Below are 18,748 nucleotides of genomic sequence, written 5' to 3' on the forward strand. Positions count from 1 at the left end.
GGCATGAACCTGCGTTCCCTGCTCGTCGCCGCCGCCCTCGCCCTTCCTGCCAGCGCCTCGGCGGCCACCGTCTGGGCCGGGGTGGACGCCACCACCAAGGGCTACGGTCTGCACGCCGGCGCGTCGGTCTTCCGCGTGCCGATTCTGGGCACCCTGGGAATAGAGGGCGCGGCCGAGAAGGCCTGGCGCAGCACCAGCGCCAACCGGTTTGCGGTAGGGGCAACGCTCCGGGACCTCAACGTGCCGATCACGCGGGTGGACGCCTTCGCCTCGGCAGGCGCGGAATACACGGACCGCTTTGGCGTGTACGCCGAGGGCGGCGTGCGTGGGCCGCTGCTGGGGCCAGCCGGTTGGCGGGCCTACGTGCGAAGCGGCACAGCTTCGGGCCTTGGCGCGGGCGTGGGCGTGGAATTGCGGTTTTAAGGGGAAAGTGAAGGCCAGGTGGACGGCCAGCTGCACTAGCGGCCCCTGTCCCGCGTCGCCCGCTGTTCGAACGCCTCCAGGGCCGCGGTCACCGTGCCCAGCCGCGCCGCGATGAGCTGTTGCGGATCGCGGTTGTACCCCCCGGCCATGACGGTCACCAGGGGAATGTGGGCGCGAGCTGCCCAGGTGAAGACCCGGTCGTCACGCAGCCGCACGCCGTCCACACTCAGGGACAGCTTGCCCAGCTGATCGCCCGCCAGCACGTCGGCCCCCGCCAGGTAGAAGATGAAATCCGGGCGAAAGGCGGCCACGGCGGGGGCCACCTGCTGGTCCAGCACGGTCAGATACGCTGCGTCGTTCGTCCCGTCGGGCAGGGCAAGGTTCAGGCCCGCCGTTTCCTTGGTGAAGGGATAGTTGTTCGCCCCGTGCAGGCTGACGGTCAGCGCCCGCTCCTCGTGCGCCAGCATGGACGCCGTGCCGTTGCCCTGATGTACGTCCAGATCCAGAATCAGGATGCGGCGGGCATGCCCGCTGTCCAGCAGCCACTGCGCGCTGATCACCACGTCGTTGAGGAAGGAAAAACCCTCGGCGTGATCGGCATAGGCGTGGTGGGTGCCGCCGCCGAAGTTGAGGCCCAGCCCCACCTGTAAAGCGTCGTGGGTGGCGGCCAGGGTGGCCCCGCTGCTGCCCAGGCCGCGCTCCACCACCGCCGGGGTCCAGGGAAAGCCCAGCGCGCGTTCCTCCGCGCGGGTGACCTCGCCGTTTCGCCAGCGGGCCAGGTACGCCGCGTCATGCACCCGCTCGGCCAGTGCCCAGGGCAGGTCCGGGGCCTCCTCGAGCGGCAGGAGCGCGCCCACCCTGTCCAGCATTTCCAGCATGGCCTCGCGCGCCATGAACTGCCGCCGGGGCGAGGGCTGTCCAGCGTAAGCGGCGCGGCGATAGGCGGTGAAGGCGCGGAACACGGGCCGAGTCTAGGGCAGACCTCGCCCGTCAGAGGGTGTGCATCATCGCCGCAACGTCGCGCTCATGCTCGTGTCCGCTGGACGCCAACGCGCGCTGAACCGCCACCCGGTCTGCGTGCGGCTTGTTCTGGCTGAGTTTGAACTTGCCCTCTAAAAGGCTGACCGAGATTTCAAAGGTCACGACACCCGCCAGCAACCGCCGCTCGAAATCGGCAGGGAGAGCCGCCATGTCGGGCGTGTGCTGCCGCACCAGACCGTAGGCGATCCGGCGGGTGGCCTCGCCCTCCACGACGTTGGCCTGCCCGTAAGCGTGAACCACCGCGTAATTCCAGGTGGGCACGTTCGGGTGGCTGGTGTACCACGCCGGGTCGACCAACGCGTGCGGCCCCTGGAAGATGACCAGCACTTCTGTTTCGCCGCCGTGGTGACGGCTGAAGTGCTGCCACTGTGGATTGCCCCGTGCCAGATGGGAGCGCAGGAAAAGCTGATCGCCGTCCTCCTCCAGCAGCAGAGGCACGTGCGAGGCAAACGGCACGCCGTCCGGCGCGGTGATCAGGGTGGCGAAGGGGTGCGCCCGCATGAAGCGCAACAATTCGGTGTGCTCGGTGATGCGGAAATGGGGCGGCTGATACATGACCTGAGCTTAGGCGGCGGGGCCGGAGCGGCACAGGGCCACTTCTGGCAGTGAAAGGCGGTCCAGTTCAAGCGGGCTACAGTCTGGGCATGCCTTCCCTTATGCAGTCTCTGAACCTGCGCGTCCCCATCATCCTGGCACCGATGGCGGGCGGGGTCAGCACGCCGGAACTGGTGGCCGCCGTCAGTGACGCGGGCGGTCTGGGCAGCCTGGGTGCGGCCTACCTGACCCCCGCACAGATTCTGGAAGCGGGCGCGGCTGTGCGGCGGCTGACCGGTCAGCCTTTCGCCGTGAACCTGTTCGCGCCGCAACCTGCCGTGGACCCCACCCCGCTGGAGGTAGAGCGGGCCATCGCCGAACTCGCCCCCTTCCATGCCGATCTGGCCTTGCCTCCACCCACGCTGACGGCGCAGGGGGAACCAGATTTCAGGGCTCAGCTGGAAGCCGTGCTGGAGGTCTGCCCCGCCGTCCTGTCCTTCACCTTCGGGCGGCTGGAACCACGGGATCTGGATGCGTTGCGGACGCGAGGAATTCTGGCCATAGGCACCGCGACAGGGTTGGAGGAGGCGCGGCAGCTGGAGGCCGACGGTGTGGACGCCATCGTGCTGCAGGGGGGCACAGCGGGCGGGCACCGGGGCGGCTGGTTGGAGGATGAACTGGCCGACACGTTGGCGCTGACCCGTGTGGTGGCCAGCCACAGCCGCGTCCCGTTGATCGCGGCGGGCGGCCTGATGACGGCGCCAGACGTGCGCGCCGCGCTACAGGCCGGGGCCAGCCTCGCGCAGTGCGGGACTGCTTTCCTGCGGGCAGCCGAGGCCGGGACGTCCGCGCCGTACCGCGCAGCTCTGGCTGCCGCCAGGGCAGGCGACACGGTCCTGACCCGCGCCTTCAGCGGACGCACGGCGCGCGGACTGCAAAACGCTGTGACACAGGGCGTCACGCAGCCCCTCCCGTATCCCCATCAGAATGCGCTGACCCGCCCGATGCGCGCGGCAGGCGCAAGGGTGGGCCGCGCGGAGGTGCTGAGCCTGTGGGCCGGAGAGGGAGTGGCCCAGGGGCAGGAGGGTCCGGCGGCACAGATTCTGGCCGGGCTGTGGCCGTGACCGAGGTGCGCCTGCGTCCACTCCGTCCTGGAGACGAGGAAAGCGCCGTGCGCTGGGGGGCGGACGACGAGTTCTGCCTGGCCATCGACTGGCCGGTGGGGCTGCCCGCCGATCACATCCGCCAGCACTGGCGGGGGTTGCTGACGCTGACGCCACCGGAATTGCTGCGCCACGGCGTCACGCTGGACGGCGTGCTGGTGGGCTACACCGATCTGGCCGGGTTCACCGACAGCAGCGCCGAATTCGGCATCGCCATCGGGGAGCGGGCGCTGTGGGGCCAGGGTCTGGGCCTGCGGGCCGGGCAGCTGACGCTGGCACACGCCTTCGGTAAACTGGGGCTCCAGACCGTGACCGCCGAGGTTCACGCGCCAAACGGACGTTCGCGGGCGCTGATGCTGCGGCTGGGCTTTTCGGAGAACGGGCGGGGCGCACCGGAGGAATACCGCGGCGAGGTGGTGCCGGTGATCCGCTTCACGCTGGAGCGTGCGGATTTCGGAGGCTGAACATGTCTCGTCCGCTTCCGAAAAAGTGTGCACGTGAAGCACCCGCAGCGAAGCAAGGCTGCCTTGGCCTGGACCCCGAGCTGCGCCCTCTCGATGTCCGTTGCGGTGCGGGCCCATCCGCCCCTCCCCGCTCCGCCCACGCCGCCTGACCCCTCTGGACGCTGGTCTGACAGGCAGAGTTCAGCGGCGCGGCGGGCACGCAGCCGGACGAGCGCACCTGGAATGACGATTACGGCAACGGATTGACCACATGCGGCTCTGGAAGAGGAACGTCAGGCCTTGACCGTATGCCCCGCCGCCCGCAGCGCGGCCACCGCGTCGGCCAGCCGCGATTGCGCCACCAGGACATAATCGGTGTCGAAGGTGGACAGGGCGAAGATGCCCACGCCCGCATCCCGCAGCGGGTTCAACACACTTGCCAGGATGCCGGTCAGGGTGAACTCGAAGGGGCCGTGCAGTTGCAGGGCTGCCCAGCCCCTTTCCGCCGCCACGGCGTCCGGGACAGCCGCCGCTGCGCACACCACCGACAGTTCGCCGGGCGCGCGAGTCACGCTCCAGAGCTCGCCCGCGTAGGCCCAGACGGGCGGCGTGGCGTCTGCGGGAAGCTGGCAAACGGCGTATTCGCCGCTCAGGACAGAAAGGGTCAGAGGCATGGAGAGGATGCTACCCGAGGTTCAGCGTGAGGCAGTCCCCTCCCCCATTCGGCCAGGGTCCCGTCCCCACCATTCGCCCGGCGCGCCTTTTGGAGCTGAAGCGCACCATGTGGGCATGACGAACTTTTCTGATCTATCGAACACCATGGCGGACGCGGTTGAGGCCGTGTCCACAAGCATCGTTTCCGTACGCGCCGACCGACCCATCAGCGGCACGGTGGTCGGCGACGGTCTGATCCTGACCGTCGCCCACGTCCTGCACGGCGATGAGGTCACAGTGATGACGCCCGACGCACGTGAGCTGCACGCCACCGTGGCGGGCCGCGATCCTTCCAGCGATCTGGCGCTGCTCAAAGTGGAGGGCCTGAACATGCCGGCCCTGAAAGCAACGGAGGGCGTGCGCGTCGGCGAGCTGCTGCTGGCGGTGGGCCGCCCACGGCACGGCGTCCAGGCCACGCTGGGCCTGCTGGAACGGCAGCCCGCTGATCCTTCCGCAGAGGGGAATGCCCCCGAACGCGGTCAACGCTCCAGCGGCTGGCTGCCCAGCGGCGCGGCTCCCTTCCGGGGGGTGAGCGGCGGGGCGCTGGTAGACGCGCGGGGCGGTCTGGTGGGGGTGCTGAACGCGGGCGTGTCGCGCGGCGAACTCCTGGCCGTGCCCGCCGAACGTGCCATGAGGGTGGCCGGCCTGCTGGGCAGCACCGGACGCGTGCCGCGTGGGTACCTGGGCATTGCCACCCAGCCGGTGATGTTTCCGCAGACGGATGGACCGGAGACGCAGTCCAACGCCAGCAATGAACCCTCCACTCGTGGCCCACGCGCAGGCCGGGGCGAGTGGGGCCAGGGCCGCGAAGGCTGGGGCGGCGGACGTGGGCGTGGCCCCTGGGGTGGCCGGGGCCGCTGGGGCCAGGGTGGCCGGGTTGGTCTGACGGTCGTGAGCGTCGAGGACGGCAGCCCCGCCGCGCAGGCCGGGTTGCTGGTGGGCGACGTGCTGCTCGCGCTGGACGGCCAGCCCGTGCGCCGGCCGCCGGAGTTGCTGTGGCGCATCCGTGAACGCGCCGGGCAGAGCGTCATCGCCCACATCCTGCGCGGCGGCCAGGAACAGGACGTGACGCTGGTGGTGGGCGAGCGCTGAACGTGGGCACGGGCCAGTCGGCCAGGGCAGACGCAGACGGAAGCAAGGGGCCGTCTGCCCGCCTAACATGGAGCATGACCGCGCCTCTGATGGCCCTCCCCACCGTGCGAATCGCGGTGACGAACGCGGTGATGGGGGCAGGGCTGGCCGCTGTGCTCACCTCGGCAGGATTTCCGCTCACGCAGGGGGCCGAGGAAGACGTGCTGATCGTGGACGACTCGTGGCTGACCGACGCTGAGGCGCTCGCCGACGCGCCAGCGGTGGTGGCGCTGGGGTCGCCCGACTGGGCGGCGCTGCTCCCCGAACTGATGACGGCAGGCTGGGCCGCGTTGCCCGCCGACGCCACACCGGCCGAGTTACTGGCGGGTGTGCTGGGCGCGGCGGCGAGGCTGGCAGTCCTGCCTCCAGATCAGGTGGGCCTGCTTGAAGACCTCGAGGTGGCCGAGGCCGCCGGACCTTCCGACATCACCCTGACCCCGCGTGAGCTTGACGTGCTGAATCTGCTGGCCCTGGGTCTGAGCAACAAACGTGCCGCCCGTGACCTGGGCGTGTCGGAAAGCACCGTCAAGTTTCACGTCGCCTCGCTGTATTCCAAGCTGGGCGTCCAGAGCCGGGCGGGAGCGGTGGCGCGTGGCATCGGGCTGGGACTGGTCAGCGTGTAGAGGACGCAGAACGCGAGAGGCCACTGGTCAGAAAACCTGCTGCCGGTTGGGGCTTTCTAGCTCCGCGCCGCAGCGTACCGGCCACCCGTCGCCACGCCCATCGGGAAGGTGGCGTCGATGCGCGCCAGATCGTCCGGGGTCAGCTGCACATCGAGTGCGCCCAGATTCTCTTCCAGGTACTTGACGCGCTTGGTACCTGGGATGGGCACGATGTGCTGCCCCTGCGCCAGCACCCAGGCCAGGGCCAGTTGCGCGGGCGTGCAGTCCTTGTCATGCGCCATCGCCTGCACCTCGGCCACCAGATCGAGGTTCTTCTGAAAATTCTCGCCCTGAAAGCGCGGGCTGCTGCTGCGGAAATCGTCGGGACCAAAGTCGTCGGGGGATTTGAGCTGCCCGGTCAGGAAACCGCGTCCCAGCGGACTGTAGGGCACCAGCCCCACGCCCAGATCACGGCAGGCCGCCAGCACGCTCTCGCCACCCGAGGCCTCCTCCGGGTCACGCGTCCACAGCGAATACTCGCTTTGCAATGCGGTGATCGGATGGGTGGCGTCAGCGCGGCGCAGGGTTTCGGCGTTCACTTCCGAGAGGCCGAGATAGCGCACCATGCCGCGTCCCACCAGTTCGCCCATCGCGCCCACGGTGTCCTCGATGGGCGTTTCAGGATCGAGACGGTGCAGGTAATACAGATCGACGTGATCGGTTTTCAGGCGTTTGAGACTGGCCTCGATGGATTTCCGCACGTAATCGGGGCGCCCGGACAGGCTGCGCTGGGCAGGATACCCCGGCTCGCGCACGATGCCGAATTTGGTGGCCAGCACCACCCGGTCACGCTTGCCCTTCAGCCAGCGGCCCAGGAGTTCCTCGTTGGTGTGGGGGCCGTAGATGTCGGCGGTGTCGAAGAACGTGACGCCCAGTTCCAGAGCGCGGTCAAGGGTACGGATGTTCTCGGCTTCATTGGCCTCGCCGTAGAACTCGCTCATGCCCATGCAGCCCAGGCCCAGGGCGGACACGGTGAGATCGCGGAGCTGGCGGGCGGGCAGATCGGTGCTGGGGGTCATGGTTTCTCCTTGGCGGTGGGCGTCGGGGGCGAATAGAGCTGATCGTACTTCGCTATCTTGCGCCGGATGGCGTGCAGGGCTGTTTCCAGCGCCACAAGCTGCGCGTTCACGGCCTCCTCGTGCCGGGACAGCAGGTCGCGCCGGGCAGCCACCGTGCCGTCTCCCTGCCGCACCAGCGCCACGTATTCGCGCAGGCCCGCCATGTTCACGCCGATCCCGCGCAAGTGCAGCAGAAAACGCAGGGCGTCCAGTTCACGCGGGCCGTACTGCCGTTCGCCGCCCACCGTGCGCGGCACGGTCAGCAGGCCCTCGCGCTCGTAATAGCGCAGGGTGTGGGCACTGACGCCCAGCGCCGCGGCAGTCTCGCGGATGGAGAGGGGTGAGGCAGCGTCCGGCACCATCAGACCCTACGCCCTGGCGCGCACTCGAAGTCAAGATATGGCCGGGTCAGGGCGCAACTGCCTCAAAGTGCATCGGGGCCGTGCGGGTGGCCGCGAAGACCAGCGCCAGACCGAGGAACCGCCCGGTGATCCCCACCCGCAGGGCCCCGGCGTCCTGGAGAGCAGGGATTTCGGGCGCGACAGCTGCCATGGCCGTAGTCTGCAGACATGCGCCTGGCCCTCTTCAGCGACATCCACGACAACCTCCCCGCGCTGGAGGCAGCGCTTGCGGACATGAACGCGCACGCCCCTGACGCGCTGATCTGCCTGGGTGACGTGACTGCGGGTGGCGCGTGGCCGCGCGAGTGCATCCAGCAGGTGGCCGCGCTGGGTTGTCCGGTGGTCCGCGGCAACGCAGACCGGGAAACGCTGGAAGCGCCCCAACCCCTCAAAAAGCGCGGCTTCCCCGACGAGACCGAGATTCACGACATCGGCCAGTGGAGCGCGGCCCAGTTGACGGGGGCCGAGCGCGACATCCTCCGCACCTTTGTCCCGACGGTGGAACTGGAACACCTGCTGTGTTTCCACGGCAGTCCCGCCCGTGACGACGAGACACTGGACGCCGGGACTTCGCTGGAGCGACTGGAAGAATTGCGCGCCCAACACGGGCAGCAACCGGTCTGGATCGGCGGCCACACGCATCAGCCGTTGAGGGCTGGCGGCTGCTCAACCCCGGCAGCGTGGGCCTGCCCTTTCAGAAACGCGGCGCGCAGTACGTCAATGTGGCCCACGCCGAATATCTGTTGCTGGACTGGACGGACGGGCACTGGGCCGTGACCTTCCGCCGAGTTCCCTACGATCTGGCCTCACTCAAACGCGGCATCCTCGCCTCCGGGATGCCGCATGCGGGCTGGCTGGCCGACGGGTGAGTCCCGGCCTAATCCCCGGTGTCCAGCAGCAGCTTCGGCGTGAATTTCAGGCCGTCCGCCGCCACCAGATGGGCCGGAATGCCGTTGACATGGCGCATGGACTTCTCGACAGGAACGCCGTGCAGGTGGCCGTAGACGATCAGATCGGGCCGGGCTACCCCGATCACATCGGTCAGCGGATTGGGCGGGTAGGGGGCCGAGGCGGGCGGGTAGTGCAGCATCATCAGAAAGTGATCGCCCGGCTGCCGCAACCTGACCGCCGCCTCCACGCTGAGGCTCAGGCGCTGCGCCTCCCGGCTGAGCAGGCGCTCGTCCTCGTCGTTCAGGGGCTGATACCCCGGTGTGTTCCAGCCGCGTGTGCCGCAGACCACCACGTCCTCCACCCGTACGGCGTCGTTGTGGACAGCCAGCATGCCGGGGGGCAGGGCCGCGCGCAGTTTGGAGGGCGTGGGCCACCAGTAGTCGTGGTTGCCGCGCAGCAAAATCTTGGTGCCGGGCAATTCCGCCACTTTTCCCAGATCGGTCATCGCGTCGTGCAGGCGCATGGCCCACGACAGATCACCGGGCAGCAGCACCACGTCGCCGGGGCGCACAGCCTCATGCCAGCGCTCGTAGATGGCCTCAGGATGCCCGGCCCACTGCGGTCCAAAGACGGTCATGGGTTTGGGGGTCACGTAGGCCAGGTGCAGATCGGCGATGGCAAAGACGCGCATGGGGTGCTCCGACGGGCAAGGGGGCGGCGGGCCAAAAGAAAACCTCCCGCGTCGGGGAGGTCATTTCTGTGCGTGGTCGGGGCGAAAGGATTCGAACCTTCGACCCCGTCGTCCCGAACGACGTGCGCTACCAGGCTGCGCTACGCCCCGCCACGGCTCCTGTCACGCTGGGGCCAGAAGGGTGGCCGGACAGCATTTCAAGCGCGTCCGGCAGTTTATCCGCCGCCCTGTGGGGTGTCAAGGCAGGCGGATCACTCCCACTCGCCCTCCTCTTCTTCCCCGTCCTCGTCAGGCGGCAGGCGCTCGCTCAGTTCGCGGATGGCAGGCCAGATGGCGTCACCAGCGTAGCCCCGGCGCGCCAGAAAAGCGTAAGCGCTGGCCCTGGGGTCCTTCTTCCGGGCCAGCGCGGGCCAGCGCCGCTCCAGGACTTCCAGCGCCCCGGCACGTTCCTGGTCCGGATCACGGGCTTCCAGGGTGTCCTGAATCAGTTCCTCGGTCACGCCCCGGCGCTTCAGGGTCTGGCGCACGCGGAACGTGCCCACGCCGCGCCGCGTCCCCTCGATGCGGGCCACCTGCCCGTCGTCCTGATAGCCCAGTTCCTGTACCCGCTTCAGGACTTCTTCTACCAGTTCGGGGGTGTCACTGCGGCGTTCCAGCTTGACGCGCAGTTCGGCCTCGGTCAGTGCGCGCCCCCCCAGCGCCCGGAAGGCGTAGGCCAGCAGAGCGTCGCGCCGCTCCTGCGGCGTCTTGGGCCGGACCTCGCGTGGGGGCTGGTCGCCTTCGGGTGGGCGGGCACGGCGACTTCGCATCCTGATATTTTACGGCTTGCCCAGCGCCCCCAAAGCGCGTATAGTCACGAGGTTGTCTCTATCCAGAGGCGGCCCGGCGCAGGCGGTCCAGCGTGACCGCCGCCCGGCGCGTGCAGCAGGCCCGAAACCTCTGAACGCCACGAGTTCCCTCTTCCCTGGGAACCGCCCCGCGACGCGGGAGAACAAGGAGAACGAAAATGGCATTACGTCACAAGTCCGCCCAGAAGCGCCACCGCCAGAGCCTCAAGCGCCGCATGATCAACCGCAGCCGCAAGAGCACCATCAAGACCTTTACCAAAAAGGCGCTGGCTGCCATCACCAACGGTGAGGACCTGAACGCCGCCCAGAGCAAGGCCGAGAGCCTGATCGACAAGGCCGCCAAGGGCAGCACCCTGCACAAGAACACCGCCGCGCGCAAGAAGAGCCGTCTGGCAAAGGCCATCAACAAGGCCAAGGCCGCCCAGGAAGGCGCGCAGCAGAGCTAAACAGCAATCCCCATCAGACCGACAGGCCCTTCAACCGGCCTGTCGGTCTTTTTCTGTGGCTTGGCAGGCCCGGCCCCGCTACTTGCGAGCTTCCCTGATGTCGATGGTTCCGGTGAATTTCTGCAGATCGATGGTCAGATTGTAGTTGCCGACATCGCCGGTACCCAGCACGTTCAGCGCCCACTGGCCCTTCGGGCACACCTGCCCGGCGATCTGGCTGCCCTTGGGATCGGTCAGGCGGAAGGTGGCCCGGCCACTCGTGACGGAGCAGGTGCCGCGCACGCCTATCTCCTGGTTCTGGTCATAGACGCGAAAAGTGTACTTGTTTTCGCCCGTCGCGTTCACCATGTAGGTGGGCGTCAGCGTCACGTACCCCACCCTCAGCCCGAAGGTGAAATACAGTGCGGCCAGGGCGAGGAGAAGAACCACGACGAGCAAACGCATCGGCCCAGTGTAACGCGTCTCCCGGAGGCTTTGAAAGGGAGGTCACACTTCGCTGGGGGAAACTGGCGGGGGGGCTAGTGCGAAGAATTCAGCCGCCGGATGCCGTGACGGATGGCCTCGGGGGTCAGGTGCGCGAAGGCCAGCAGCACGGCTGCCTGACCCCCAGTCGCCGAGAGGGGAGCCACGGGCGAGAGGGCCACGCCGCGCCGCGCCGCCACTGCCACCACCCGCCCTTCCTCCAGGCCGCCGGGCAGACGCACGTACACATGCAGCCCGGCGGCCACCTCCTGAACCTCCCACTTGGGCAGCGCCTCGGCCAGGGCCGTGAGCATGACCTCCTGCCGGTGGGCCAGCACCTGCCGCGCGCGGCGCAGGTGTCTCCCGTAAGCCCCCGAATCCAGCACGTCGGCCAGCGCCAGGGCATCGAGGGTGCCGGGCGCGCGGTCCGTCAGCGGGCGGGTGCGGGCAAGGACGCGCAGGACCGGGGGCGGGGCCACCAGGAAGCCGCTGCGGGTGGCAGGGGCCAGGCTTTTACTGAAGCTGCCCAGCAGGATCACCCGATCCGGGGCCAGGCCCTGCATGACCGGCAGCGGACGGCCCGTGTGGTGCAGGTCGGCGGCGTAGTCGTCTTCCAGCACAAAAGCATTGCCGCGCCGCACCCAGGCGATCAGTTCGGCGCGGCGGGCGGCCCCCAGGGTCACGCCGGTGGGGTACTGGCAGCCCGGAGTCAGGTACAGCAGCGTGGCCTGCGCGGGCAGCTTCGCAGGCTGCAGGCCGCCGTCATCCACCGCCACCGGAACCACCGCCGCCCCGGTGGCGGAAAGTGCCGCCCGCGCACCCGGGTAGGTGGGGTCCTCCACCGCTGCCACCCGTCCCGGCTCCAGAAACACGCGGGCCAGCGCGTCCAGCGCTGATTGCGTGCCGCCGGTCAACATCACCATCTCGGGTGTGACGCGTGCGCCGCGCGCCGCATTCAGATAGGCCGACAGGGCGCGGCGGGTCTCCAGCGGTCCCAGCGGATCGGAGACCTTCCCCTCCTCCGTCCGCCGGCCAAGGCGTCCCGCCTGCCGGGCCAGCGCCGCCGTCCAGGCCGCTTCCGGGTACAGTTCCGGCACTGGCTGGCCTACGCGGAAATCCACGGCGTAGTCCCCCCCGGCGTCGTCCGCACCGCCCGACAGCGCGCGGGTGGCCCAGGCGCTGAGGGGCAGATCGTCCGTGGGCTGCGCAACGGCGGGTGCCGGGGTAGGTACACACACCACCGTTCCGCTGCGGCCCTGCACACGCAGGTAGCCCTCGGCCTCCAGCCCCGCCAGCGCGTCCACCAGCGTGTTGCGCGAGACACCCAGCGCCCCGGCCAGCCGACGGTGGCCGGGCAGGCGCGTGCCTTCGGGAAGCAGACCACCGGTCACAGCGTCACGCAGGGTGCGGGCCACGCGGGCGTGCAGCGCCTCGCCGGGCAATGGGGCGGCCAGGGCAAGATCGCTCCAGGCCCCGGACGCGCCGCGCCCGCTCAGCGCCCGAACTCCCGCTCCAGCCAGCGGCGGTCCCCGCCTTCGGCCTCCAGCGCCTGCCCCGCCAGTTCCAGAAAACGGTCCCGCGCGGCCTGCGCCTCGGCCAGGGTCAGGCCGTGTGCCGCCGGATCGGCCAGCAACTCACGGATCAGCGGGTAGATGGGCTGCTCGGGGTAGACCCTGCCCCGGACGCTCAGTTCCGCGGGCCATCTCAGCAGGTAATCCAGCGCGTAGGGGCCGGGTTCCAGCACGCAGCCGCCCGGATAGGGAATGCGCCGGGGCGCAGGAAAGGTCACGGCGGGATCGGACATGGGCAACAGGATGCGCCGCAGGGGGGCAGGGGGGCAAGGGACAGGCTGATCCGCAGACGCCCTCGACTGCTTCGCTCCCCTCTCCCCTCGGTCCGGCGGCGATGCCACGTCCACCACCTCCCAGTGACGTATCACACCCCATTGCTCCCGGCCCCCATCCGTTAGCCTGACCCCCATGAAGAAGTCCGCCTCCGTCACCCTCCAGCCCGCTGCCGTCCGGCGTATCGCGGGCCGCTACCCCTTTGGACACACGGGCGACATCGCCGACGCCGACGCTGGAATTGCCCCCGGCGAGGTGGTGGACGTGAAAGCCCCCGGCGGCAAGGTGATCGCGCGCGGTTACTTCAACCCGGACGGCGCGACGCCGCTGCGTCTGCTGACCTGGGAACGGGAGGAGGTGAATCTGGCGTTCTACCGCGCCCGCGTGAAGGCCGCACTGGGCCGCCGCGAGGGCCGCATCCTGAACACCGACGCCGTGAGAGTGGCCTATGCCGAGGCCGATGGATTGCCGGGGGTGGTGGCCGACAAGTTCGGGGACGTGCTGGCGGTGCAACTGCGCAATGCCGGGGCCGAGCGTCACCGGGACCTGATCCTCAAGGCCCTCCGCGAGGTTACCGGGGCCGGGAGCGCCTATGAGCGCAGCGATACGGGGGAGCGCCGCCGGGAGGGGCTGGGGATGGTGGCCGGCCCGTTGTGGGGCGAGGTGCCGGAACGCGTGGAGTTCCACGAGGACGACCTGACCCTGCACTTCGCGCCAATGGACGCCCAGAAGACCGGCTTCTTTCTGGACCAGCGCGACAACCGCCGCCTGATGCGCTCCCTGGTGCGGCCCGGCGCGGGGTTTCTGGACGTGTACTCGTACACCGGGGGCTTCAGTCTGCACGCCGCGAAAGCCGGAGCAAAAAGTGTGGCGGTGGACAAGGACCAGGTGGCCCTGGCCGCGCTGGAAGGGGCGGCGCGCGGAAACGGCGTGAACAGCAACGTAGGCGTGCGCTGGGGCGACGCGCTGGAAGTGCTGGCCGCGCTGGAACGCGAGAAACGCAGTTTCGGGGCTGCCGTGCTGGACCCGCCGACCCTCGCCAAGCGACGCGACGACGTGCCGCGCGCCAAGCGCATCTTCACCGACGGCGCAGCCCACACCCTGCGCATGCTGGAAAATGGCGGCTGGCTGATGATCAGCACCTGCGCCCACTACATCCGGGTGGATGACCTGCTGGACGCCGCCCGCGTGGCCGCCGCCGAGGCCGACTGCGACGCCGAGGTGGTCGCCGTCACCTATCAGCCCGCCGATCACCCGCAGTTGCTCAGCGTCCCCGAGAGCCTGTACCTCAAGAGCATTGTGCTGCGAAAGCACGCGTGATCTCTGTTCCGATGCAATGGGCGGCAAAACGGTGAAAGGCCAAGCAGGCCGGACAGGAAGAAAGCAGGGTCCCAGGAGAGGGTTCAGCGTTCCAGCGTTTGCCCGAAATGTTAAGGAATGAACCAGCAGCCGTACGCGCAGCCCTTTTCCCGTATGCTGATCGGCAGATGAGCGCCGTGATTCACCTGCAAGCGCTGGGCCTGACCGAGTACGAGGCCCGCGCGTATACCGCACTGCTGGCGCTGGGACGCGCCGTTCCCGCCCGTGTGGCGCGGCAGGCCGGGATTCCCAGGCCCAAAATCTACGAGACTCTGGAACGGCTCGAGGGCCGGGGACTGGCCGCCAAGATGGGCCAGAACCCGCTGGAATACGCCCCCCTCAGCGCCCGCGAGTATCTGGCCCGGGCCCGCCGCAGTTTCGATGACCGTCTGGGCGCGCTGGACCGCGACCTGTCGCGCCTGGCCCCCGATCCGGCCCCAGAGGCGGTGTATCACCTGTACGGTGAGGCCGCCATCCGCAGCCTGTGTGAGGACCTGACCCTGAACGCCCGGCGCAGCCTGTTCATGGCTGGGGAGGCCACCTTTGCCGGAGAACTGGAGCGACTGACTCCGCGCGGCGTGCAACTGCGCCGTACACTCCTGACCGGCCTGCCCAGCATTGCCGCCGAGGGGCAGCGCGCCTTTTTGCTGACCCGTGACGGCGAGGCCGCCCTGATCGCTCACTTTATCGACGAGGACGGCATAGGACAGGCACACGGCGTCCACACACACAATCCGGTGATCATCCACTTGATCGAGGGATATGTGAATCTGGCGTCGCGTGAAGCTGGGTCCGCTTGAACCCTCCGGTCGGCGGGCCACCCTGACCGTTGACAAGCTGGGAACGCGCTGTTAATCTTGCTGAGCCTTGAAAGAGGCGAGCAACAAAGCGGGGCTGTGGCGCAGTTGGGAGCGCGTCTGAATGGCATTCAGAAGGTCAGGGGTTCGAATCCCCTCAGCTCCACCACCAAAAAGCCCCCGCCAGCGCGCGGGGCTGCTTTTTTCCAGAAGGACCCTGTCGGCGATGTAGCTCAGCTGGTTAGAGCGAACGACTCATAATCGTTAGGTCCGCGGTTCAAGTCCGCGCATCGCCACCAAACGGAGAATCCTGTCCTAGACGGGATTTTCTTTTTTTGGTTATGCAGCTTTGAATCTGACGATGCGGTAGGTACCTCCGGATCATCAAGACGGCTGCCCTGAGACTGAATACTCTGATTCTCCGCCCGCCTGTGCTGATGGCGAAGGTGCGCCTGGATCTGGCCGAGCTAAGCTGCTTCGCATAGCAGTTCATAGAGTCGAACCCCCTGGCTGCTGTTCGGGGAGTAGAGAACAGCGCCACATTGAGTACGATCTTTTCAGCTCGCCGTACTGTACCCGGCACCTGACACTGCGCGGCACTGCGTATAGGCCTGGGGTGTGCCTCAGAAGCCATATGGAAAACAGAAAAAGCGGCCCAGAGGCCGCCTTGATTTCTTTAATTTAGCCCGGAATACGGAACCTGTCAAGAATATGCAGCCGGATCTGGCCCATCTGCTCCAGGACGTTGCCCAGGGCCATCTTGCAAGGTTCAGCAAATAGGAGCGACGCTGTGCCGGATATCCATTCCCAGATAATCGGCCCTGATCGTTAGCTTCGCGGTTCAAGTCTGAGCATGACGCCCGGAGACCAAAACCAATTATTGAACGGGAGCTTTTCGTTTGCATCCCCTTAGCGCTTCACTCTGCTCAGGGCGGCCTTCAATGCTTTCAGAGCCTCCGCCGGATCACCCGGCGCATAGCGGGCGGCGTGGTAGGCCCGCACCACCTCCTCCAGGGCGGGCGCCAGATGGGGCCGGAGTTGGGCAGCCCGGGCGGCGTAGTCGCTGGGGGTCTCGCCCGGAGAGCGGGGCAGGCCCAGGCGCACGGTCAGTTCATGCAGGGCGCGTGACGAGGGATCGCGCGGGCGGGCCTGTTGCCGCAGCCACCACAGGGCGGGCAGCAGCGCCAGCGCGACGAGCAGCGGTAAGACGGCCAGATAGGGACCTGACCCGACGCCCCCCAGACCCACCCGCGAGAGCAGCGCCTGTTGCTCACTGCCGCTATACCCCACCACCAGGTCGTTCCAGCGATTCTGCAGGGCGTCCAGTCGCAGCCCGAAGCGGCTGAGTGGAGTGGGGGCGGCGGCAGCGCTGGCCTGTGGCTGGCTCAACGCGGTCGGCAGCCCCGCGTTCACCCGTGCGGGGGCCACCACGGCGGTGGGGTCCACTCGCTGCCAACCCTGGCCCTGTATCCAGACCTCGGCCCAGGCGTGGGCGTCCTGCTGGCGCACGATCAGGTACCCCCCGTCCGGGTTCTGCTCACCACCCAGGTAGCCGCCGACGATGCGCGCGGGCAGTCCAGCGGCGCGCATTAAAAAGACGAAGGACTGCGCATAGTGCTCGCAAAAGCCCTGCCTGGTGCCGAAGAGAAAGGCATCGACCCGGTCCTGCGCGGGCAGCAGCGGCGGCGAGAGGGTGTATGAGAAGCCGCCCCGGCGCAGATAGCTCAGTCCGGCCTCAATCCGCTGCTGCGGAAGAAGACCCCGCCAGCTCGCACCCAGTGCGGCGGAGCGCGGACTCTGTCCCGGCGGAAGATAGAGATCGTACTGGAGACGCTCTAGGTTCTCGCCGACGCCCACGCGCGACGGGCGGCTGTGCAGGGTCACGCGGCGACGGGCGCTGACGGGTCGGAAAGAAACGGCCTGAAACGCGGTGGTCAGGACTGCGTCCTGGGGCAGTTCCACTGGGGTATCCAGGGCCAGCAGCCAGGGATTGCCAGACGGCTCCAGGGTCAGGGTGTACGTCCAGTCGGGAGCCGAGGCGAGTGGCTCGATGCTGGGCGATGGCCCGCCGATCCGCACCTGTTTCCACGACTGGCCGTCGTAAGCCTCGTACACTGGGCCGCGCCAGTACCGCTCATCAGGTGACGGCAGCTCACCCGTGAAGTCGGCGCGGAAGGCCACCGCACGGTTTTGCGCCAGATTGCTGTACTCCCCGGCGCGAATCTCCCCTGACAGGCCCGTGCTGGCTCCACCCTGCACAGGTAGTTGCCACAGTGGACGTTCTGGACGAGGGAACAGCATGAACAGCGTCAGCGCCAGCGGCGCAGCCAGGGCCAGCAAGCCTCCGCTGCGGATCAGGGTGGAGGGCAGGTCCACGTCCTCTGGCCGATCTGTACGCGTCGGAGCCGTCCAGCGTGAGGCGGCGGCCAGCAACAGCGCCGCGCTGAGAACGACGTGCAAGGCCGTCAGCGGTCCCTGCCCGTGAAAGAAGTGCGTGCTGGCCACGAACAGGCCCAGCAGCACCAGCAGGTGGCCGTCGCGTCTGCCGTGGCTCTCAGCAGTCTTGAGGGCCACCAGCAGGGCCAGCAGCGCAGTTCCGGCGTCACGCCCCAGCAGCGTGCCATACGTGGCGTTCAGGCCCACCGCCGCCAACCCGGCCACCAAGCCCAGCCCCCAGGTGGGGATAACGGGCAGTGGCCTGCGCGTGCGGACAGCCCCGTACAGCAACAGTCCCGCCACCAGCGCCGAGGCCCACAGCGGCTGCCGCAGCACCCCCGGCGCCAGAGTGAAGGCCAGCGCCAGCAGGGTGACCCGCAGGGCGTCGGCGTCGGTGGCGGCCCGCACTTTAATCCGGGCCGCCGGCGTGGCCGCAGGAAAGGGAGTGACGCCCGCCAGCACGTTCAGCGCGGCCAGCCGCTGGCCCTCGCCACCGCCTGCTGGCAGGGCAGTGCCGGGAACATTGAGCGCAAAGGGCACTCCCCGGCGGTCCAGTTCCAGCACCCAGGCGGCCAGCCGGGAGAGGCGGGATTCCGTCTCTCCTGCCGTATCGGCCCAGTCCAGCAGACGCACCCGACCCTGCGCGGCGTCGGTCTCGCGGGTCAGCAGGGTGCCGGTGCGGGCCACATGCCGCCACGAGATCTGCCGGGGCGAGTCGCCGGGGGCGTAGGGGCGCAGTCCGGCAAACTCCTCGTCGCCGGAGGTGCGGCGGTGGCCATCACCCGGTCCTGGCAAGCTCCGCAGCGGCGCAGGCGGCGCCTCGTCTTCCGGGGCCGGAGCCACGTTGACCGTCACCGGGGTGGGGGGAGTCAGACTCGCGGCCCACAATCCCAGGAAATCCAGCGCCGCTGCCCCATGCGACGTGAGGGTCAGCGGGCCACGCGTGCGGACAGGGAAAGGCACCATCAAGGTGCGAACCTCGCCCGACTCCACACGCAGGGTGACCGTGCGGCTATCGCCCGCGCTGCTTTCCAGAACAACTGTGACCGCTCCGCCCACCGCCGCCGTGACCGACAGGGTGAACAGCGCCTCACCCCCGCCACCGGCGCTGGCCCCCGTGGGCGCACTCAAATTCAGGCGGATCTGCTGGGCCACGCGAGCCACCCCGGTGGAGGCCATGACCCATACGCCGCCCAGCAGGAAGGTCAGGCCGTAGCCCAGGCTCAGGCCGTAGTTGATGCACCCCACCAGGGTCAGCGTGACCAGCAGCAGAAAGGCCAGGCCAAAGCGGGTAGGGCGCAGGGAGCTTGCAGGGATGGGGTTGCGTGGGGCGACGGGAGGCGCTGCCGCATGCTGGGTGCCGTTCGTGGTCATGGGCAGCGTGCGGGGAGCCCAGTCCAGGGC

General features: G+C 68.6%; 21 protein-coding genes and 3 tRNA genes. 11 read left to right on the forward strand and 13 right to left on the reverse strand.

The genetic code is table 11. From position 1 onward, the window contains the following. Window positions 1-3: 3 nt before the first annotated feature. Entirely contained in the window at window positions 4-423 is a 420-nt protein-coding gene (locus HNQ08_RS00860; RefSeq protein ID WP_184127127.1) for a hypothetical protein, read from the forward strand. Between the two features lie 35 nt (window positions 424-458). Here the strand turns inward: HNQ08_RS00860 and HNQ08_RS00865 are convergent, their stop codons facing one another. Then, window positions 459-1,385 carry a histone deacetylase family protein gene (locus tag HNQ08_RS00865; protein WP_229789536.1) on the reverse strand — a complete coding sequence of 309 codons (927 nt, stop codon included), beginning with the start codon at window positions 1,383-1,385 and terminating at the stop codon, window positions 459-461. A 28-nt stretch (window positions 1,386-1,413) separates the two neighbouring features. Continuing rightward, a complete protein-coding gene (locus HNQ08_RS00870; protein ID WP_184127129.1) occupies window positions 1,414-2,019 on the reverse strand; it encodes an FMN-binding negative transcriptional regulator in 606 nt (201 codons plus the stop codon). An 89-nt stretch (window positions 2,020-2,108) separates the two neighbouring features. Between HNQ08_RS00870 and HNQ08_RS00875 the strand changes: the two genes are divergently transcribed. Beyond that, the gene (locus tag HNQ08_RS00875) at window positions 2,109-3,122 is read left to right on the forward strand and encodes an NAD(P)H-dependent flavin oxidoreductase (RefSeq protein WP_184127131.1); all 1,014 of its coding nucleotides are present in this window, start codon (window positions 2,109-2,111) and stop codon (window positions 3,120-3,122) included. Beyond that, the gene (locus tag HNQ08_RS00880) at window positions 3,119-3,625 is read left to right on the forward strand and encodes a GNAT family N-acetyltransferase (RefSeq protein ID WP_184127133.1); all 507 of its coding nucleotides are present in this window, start codon (window positions 3,119-3,121) and stop codon (window positions 3,623-3,625) included. The genes HNQ08_RS00875 and HNQ08_RS00880 overlap by 4 nt, the downstream gene beginning before the upstream one ends. A 272-nt stretch (window positions 3,626-3,897) precedes the next feature. On the opposite strand, the gene HNQ08_RS00885 is transcribed toward HNQ08_RS00880, so the two are convergent. Continuing rightward, complete coding sequence (locus HNQ08_RS00885) at window positions 3,898-4,278, reverse strand: ACT domain-containing protein (protein ID WP_184127135.1); 381 nt, start codon at window positions 4,276-4,278, stop codon at window positions 3,898-3,900. Between the two features lie 115 nt (window positions 4,279-4,393). On the opposite strand from HNQ08_RS00885, the gene HNQ08_RS00890 reads away from it, so the two are divergent. Then, window positions 4,394-5,410 carry a S1C family serine protease gene (locus HNQ08_RS00890; RefSeq protein ID WP_229789541.1) on the forward strand — a complete coding sequence of 339 codons (1,017 nt, stop codon included), beginning with the start codon at window positions 4,394-4,396 and terminating at the stop codon, window positions 5,408-5,410. A gap of 74 nt (window positions 5,411-5,484) precedes the next feature. Then, a complete protein-coding gene (locus HNQ08_RS00895) occupies window positions 5,485-6,072 on the forward strand; it encodes a response regulator transcription factor (RefSeq protein WP_184127137.1) in 588 nt (195 codons plus the stop codon). A 56-nt stretch (window positions 6,073-6,128) separates the two neighbouring features. On the opposite strand, the gene HNQ08_RS00900 is transcribed toward HNQ08_RS00895, so the two are convergent. Genes HNQ08_RS00900 through HNQ08_RS00910 form a run of 3 tightly spaced genes read right to left on the reverse strand, consistent with a single transcriptional unit; the run spans window position 6,129 to window position 7,721 of the window. Beyond that, window positions 6,129-7,130: an aldo/keto reductase gene (locus HNQ08_RS00900; protein ID WP_184127139.1), complete on the reverse strand. Its 1,002-nt coding sequence runs from the start codon at window positions 7,128-7,130 to the stop codon at window positions 6,129-6,131. Then, the gene (locus tag HNQ08_RS00905) at window positions 7,127-7,531 is read right to left on the reverse strand and encodes a MerR family transcriptional regulator (RefSeq protein ID WP_184127141.1); all 405 of its coding nucleotides are present in this window, start codon (window positions 7,529-7,531) and stop codon (window positions 7,127-7,129) included. The genes HNQ08_RS00900 and HNQ08_RS00905 overlap by 4 nt, the downstream gene beginning before the upstream one ends. A gap of 46 nt (window positions 7,532-7,577) precedes the next feature. After that, on the reverse strand, window positions 7,578-7,721 hold the full coding sequence (locus HNQ08_RS00910) for a hypothetical protein (protein ID WP_184127143.1): 144 nt from the start codon (window positions 7,719-7,721) through the stop codon (window positions 7,578-7,580). Window positions 7,722-7,738: 17 nt separating this feature from the next. On the opposite strand from HNQ08_RS00910, the gene HNQ08_RS00915 reads away from it, so the two are divergent. Next, window positions 7,739-8,347, forward strand: coding sequence for a metallophosphoesterase family protein (locus tag HNQ08_RS00915; protein WP_229789545.1), 609 nt, complete (start codon window positions 7,739-7,741; stop codon window positions 8,345-8,347). A 100-nt stretch (window positions 8,348-8,447) separates the two neighbouring features. Here the strand turns inward: HNQ08_RS00915 and HNQ08_RS00920 are convergent, their stop codons facing one another. From HNQ08_RS00920 to HNQ08_RS00930, 3 genes are all read right to left on the reverse strand, one after another. Then, a complete protein-coding gene (locus HNQ08_RS00920; RefSeq protein WP_184127145.1) occupies window positions 8,448-9,152 on the reverse strand; it encodes a metallophosphoesterase in 705 nt (234 codons plus the stop codon). 73 nt (window positions 9,153-9,225) lie between these two features. Further along, window positions 9,226-9,302 (reverse strand) — tRNA-Pro (locus HNQ08_RS00925). A 101-nt stretch (window positions 9,303-9,403) separates the two neighbouring features. Next, window positions 9,404-9,961, reverse strand: coding sequence for a regulatory protein RecX (locus HNQ08_RS00930; RefSeq protein ID WP_184127147.1), 558 nt, complete (start codon window positions 9,959-9,961; stop codon window positions 9,404-9,406). 197 nt (window positions 9,962-10,158) lie between these two features. Here HNQ08_RS00930 and rpsT point away from each other — a divergent pair, with 197 nt between their 5' ends. After that, complete coding sequence (gene rpsT, locus HNQ08_RS00935) at window positions 10,159-10,446, forward strand: 30S ribosomal protein S20 (RefSeq protein ID WP_184127149.1); 288 nt, start codon at window positions 10,159-10,161, stop codon at window positions 10,444-10,446. Window positions 10,447-10,524: 78 nt separating this feature from the next. Here the strand turns inward: rpsT and HNQ08_RS00940 are convergent, their stop codons facing one another. From HNQ08_RS00940 to HNQ08_RS00950, 3 genes are all read right to left on the reverse strand, one after another. Continuing rightward, window positions 10,525-10,890, reverse strand: coding sequence for a hypothetical protein (locus HNQ08_RS00940; protein ID WP_184127151.1), 366 nt, complete (start codon window positions 10,888-10,890; stop codon window positions 10,525-10,527). A gap of 74 nt (window positions 10,891-10,964) precedes the next feature. Next, entirely contained in the window at window positions 10,965-12,428 is a 1,464-nt protein-coding gene (gene pdxR, locus HNQ08_RS00945) for a MocR-like pyridoxine biosynthesis transcription factor PdxR (RefSeq protein WP_184127715.1), read from the reverse strand. Then, a complete protein-coding gene (locus HNQ08_RS00950; protein WP_184127153.1) occupies window positions 12,401-12,712 on the reverse strand; it encodes a hypothetical protein in 312 nt (103 codons plus the stop codon). The genes pdxR and HNQ08_RS00950 overlap by 28 nt, the downstream gene beginning before the upstream one ends. A 175-nt stretch (window positions 12,713-12,887) precedes the next feature. Between HNQ08_RS00950 and HNQ08_RS00955 the strand changes: the two genes are divergently transcribed. From HNQ08_RS00955 to HNQ08_RS00970, 4 genes are all read left to right on the forward strand, one after another. Further along, window positions 12,888-14,072 (forward strand): class I SAM-dependent rRNA methyltransferase, encoded by a 1,185-nt coding sequence (locus HNQ08_RS00955; RefSeq protein WP_184127155.1) that lies wholly within the window; start codon window positions 12,888-12,890, stop codon window positions 14,070-14,072. Between the two features lie 167 nt (window positions 14,073-14,239). Beyond that, window positions 14,240-14,911 (forward strand): TrmB family transcriptional regulator, encoded by a 672-nt coding sequence (locus tag HNQ08_RS00960; RefSeq protein ID WP_184127157.1) that lies wholly within the window; start codon window positions 14,240-14,242, stop codon window positions 14,909-14,911. A gap of 90 nt (window positions 14,912-15,001) precedes the next feature. Then, window positions 15,002-15,077 (forward strand) — tRNA-Ala (locus HNQ08_RS00965). 53 nt (window positions 15,078-15,130) lie between these two features. Further along, window positions 15,131-15,207, forward strand: a tRNA-Met gene (locus HNQ08_RS00970). 610 nt (window positions 15,208-15,817) lie between these two features. On the opposite strand, the gene HNQ08_RS00975 is transcribed toward HNQ08_RS00970, so the two are convergent. Continuing rightward, the gene (locus HNQ08_RS00975) at window positions 15,818-18,718 is read right to left on the reverse strand and encodes a transglutaminaseTgpA domain-containing protein (protein ID WP_184127159.1); all 2,901 of its coding nucleotides are present in this window, start codon (window positions 18,716-18,718) and stop codon (window positions 15,818-15,820) included. Window positions 18,719-18,748 lie beyond the last annotated feature (30 nt).

Origin of the sequence: Deinococcus humi (assembly GCF_014201875.1) — a bacterium.
Lineage (GTDB): Bacteria > Deinococcota > Deinococci > Deinococcales > Deinococcaceae > Deinococcus > Deinococcus humi.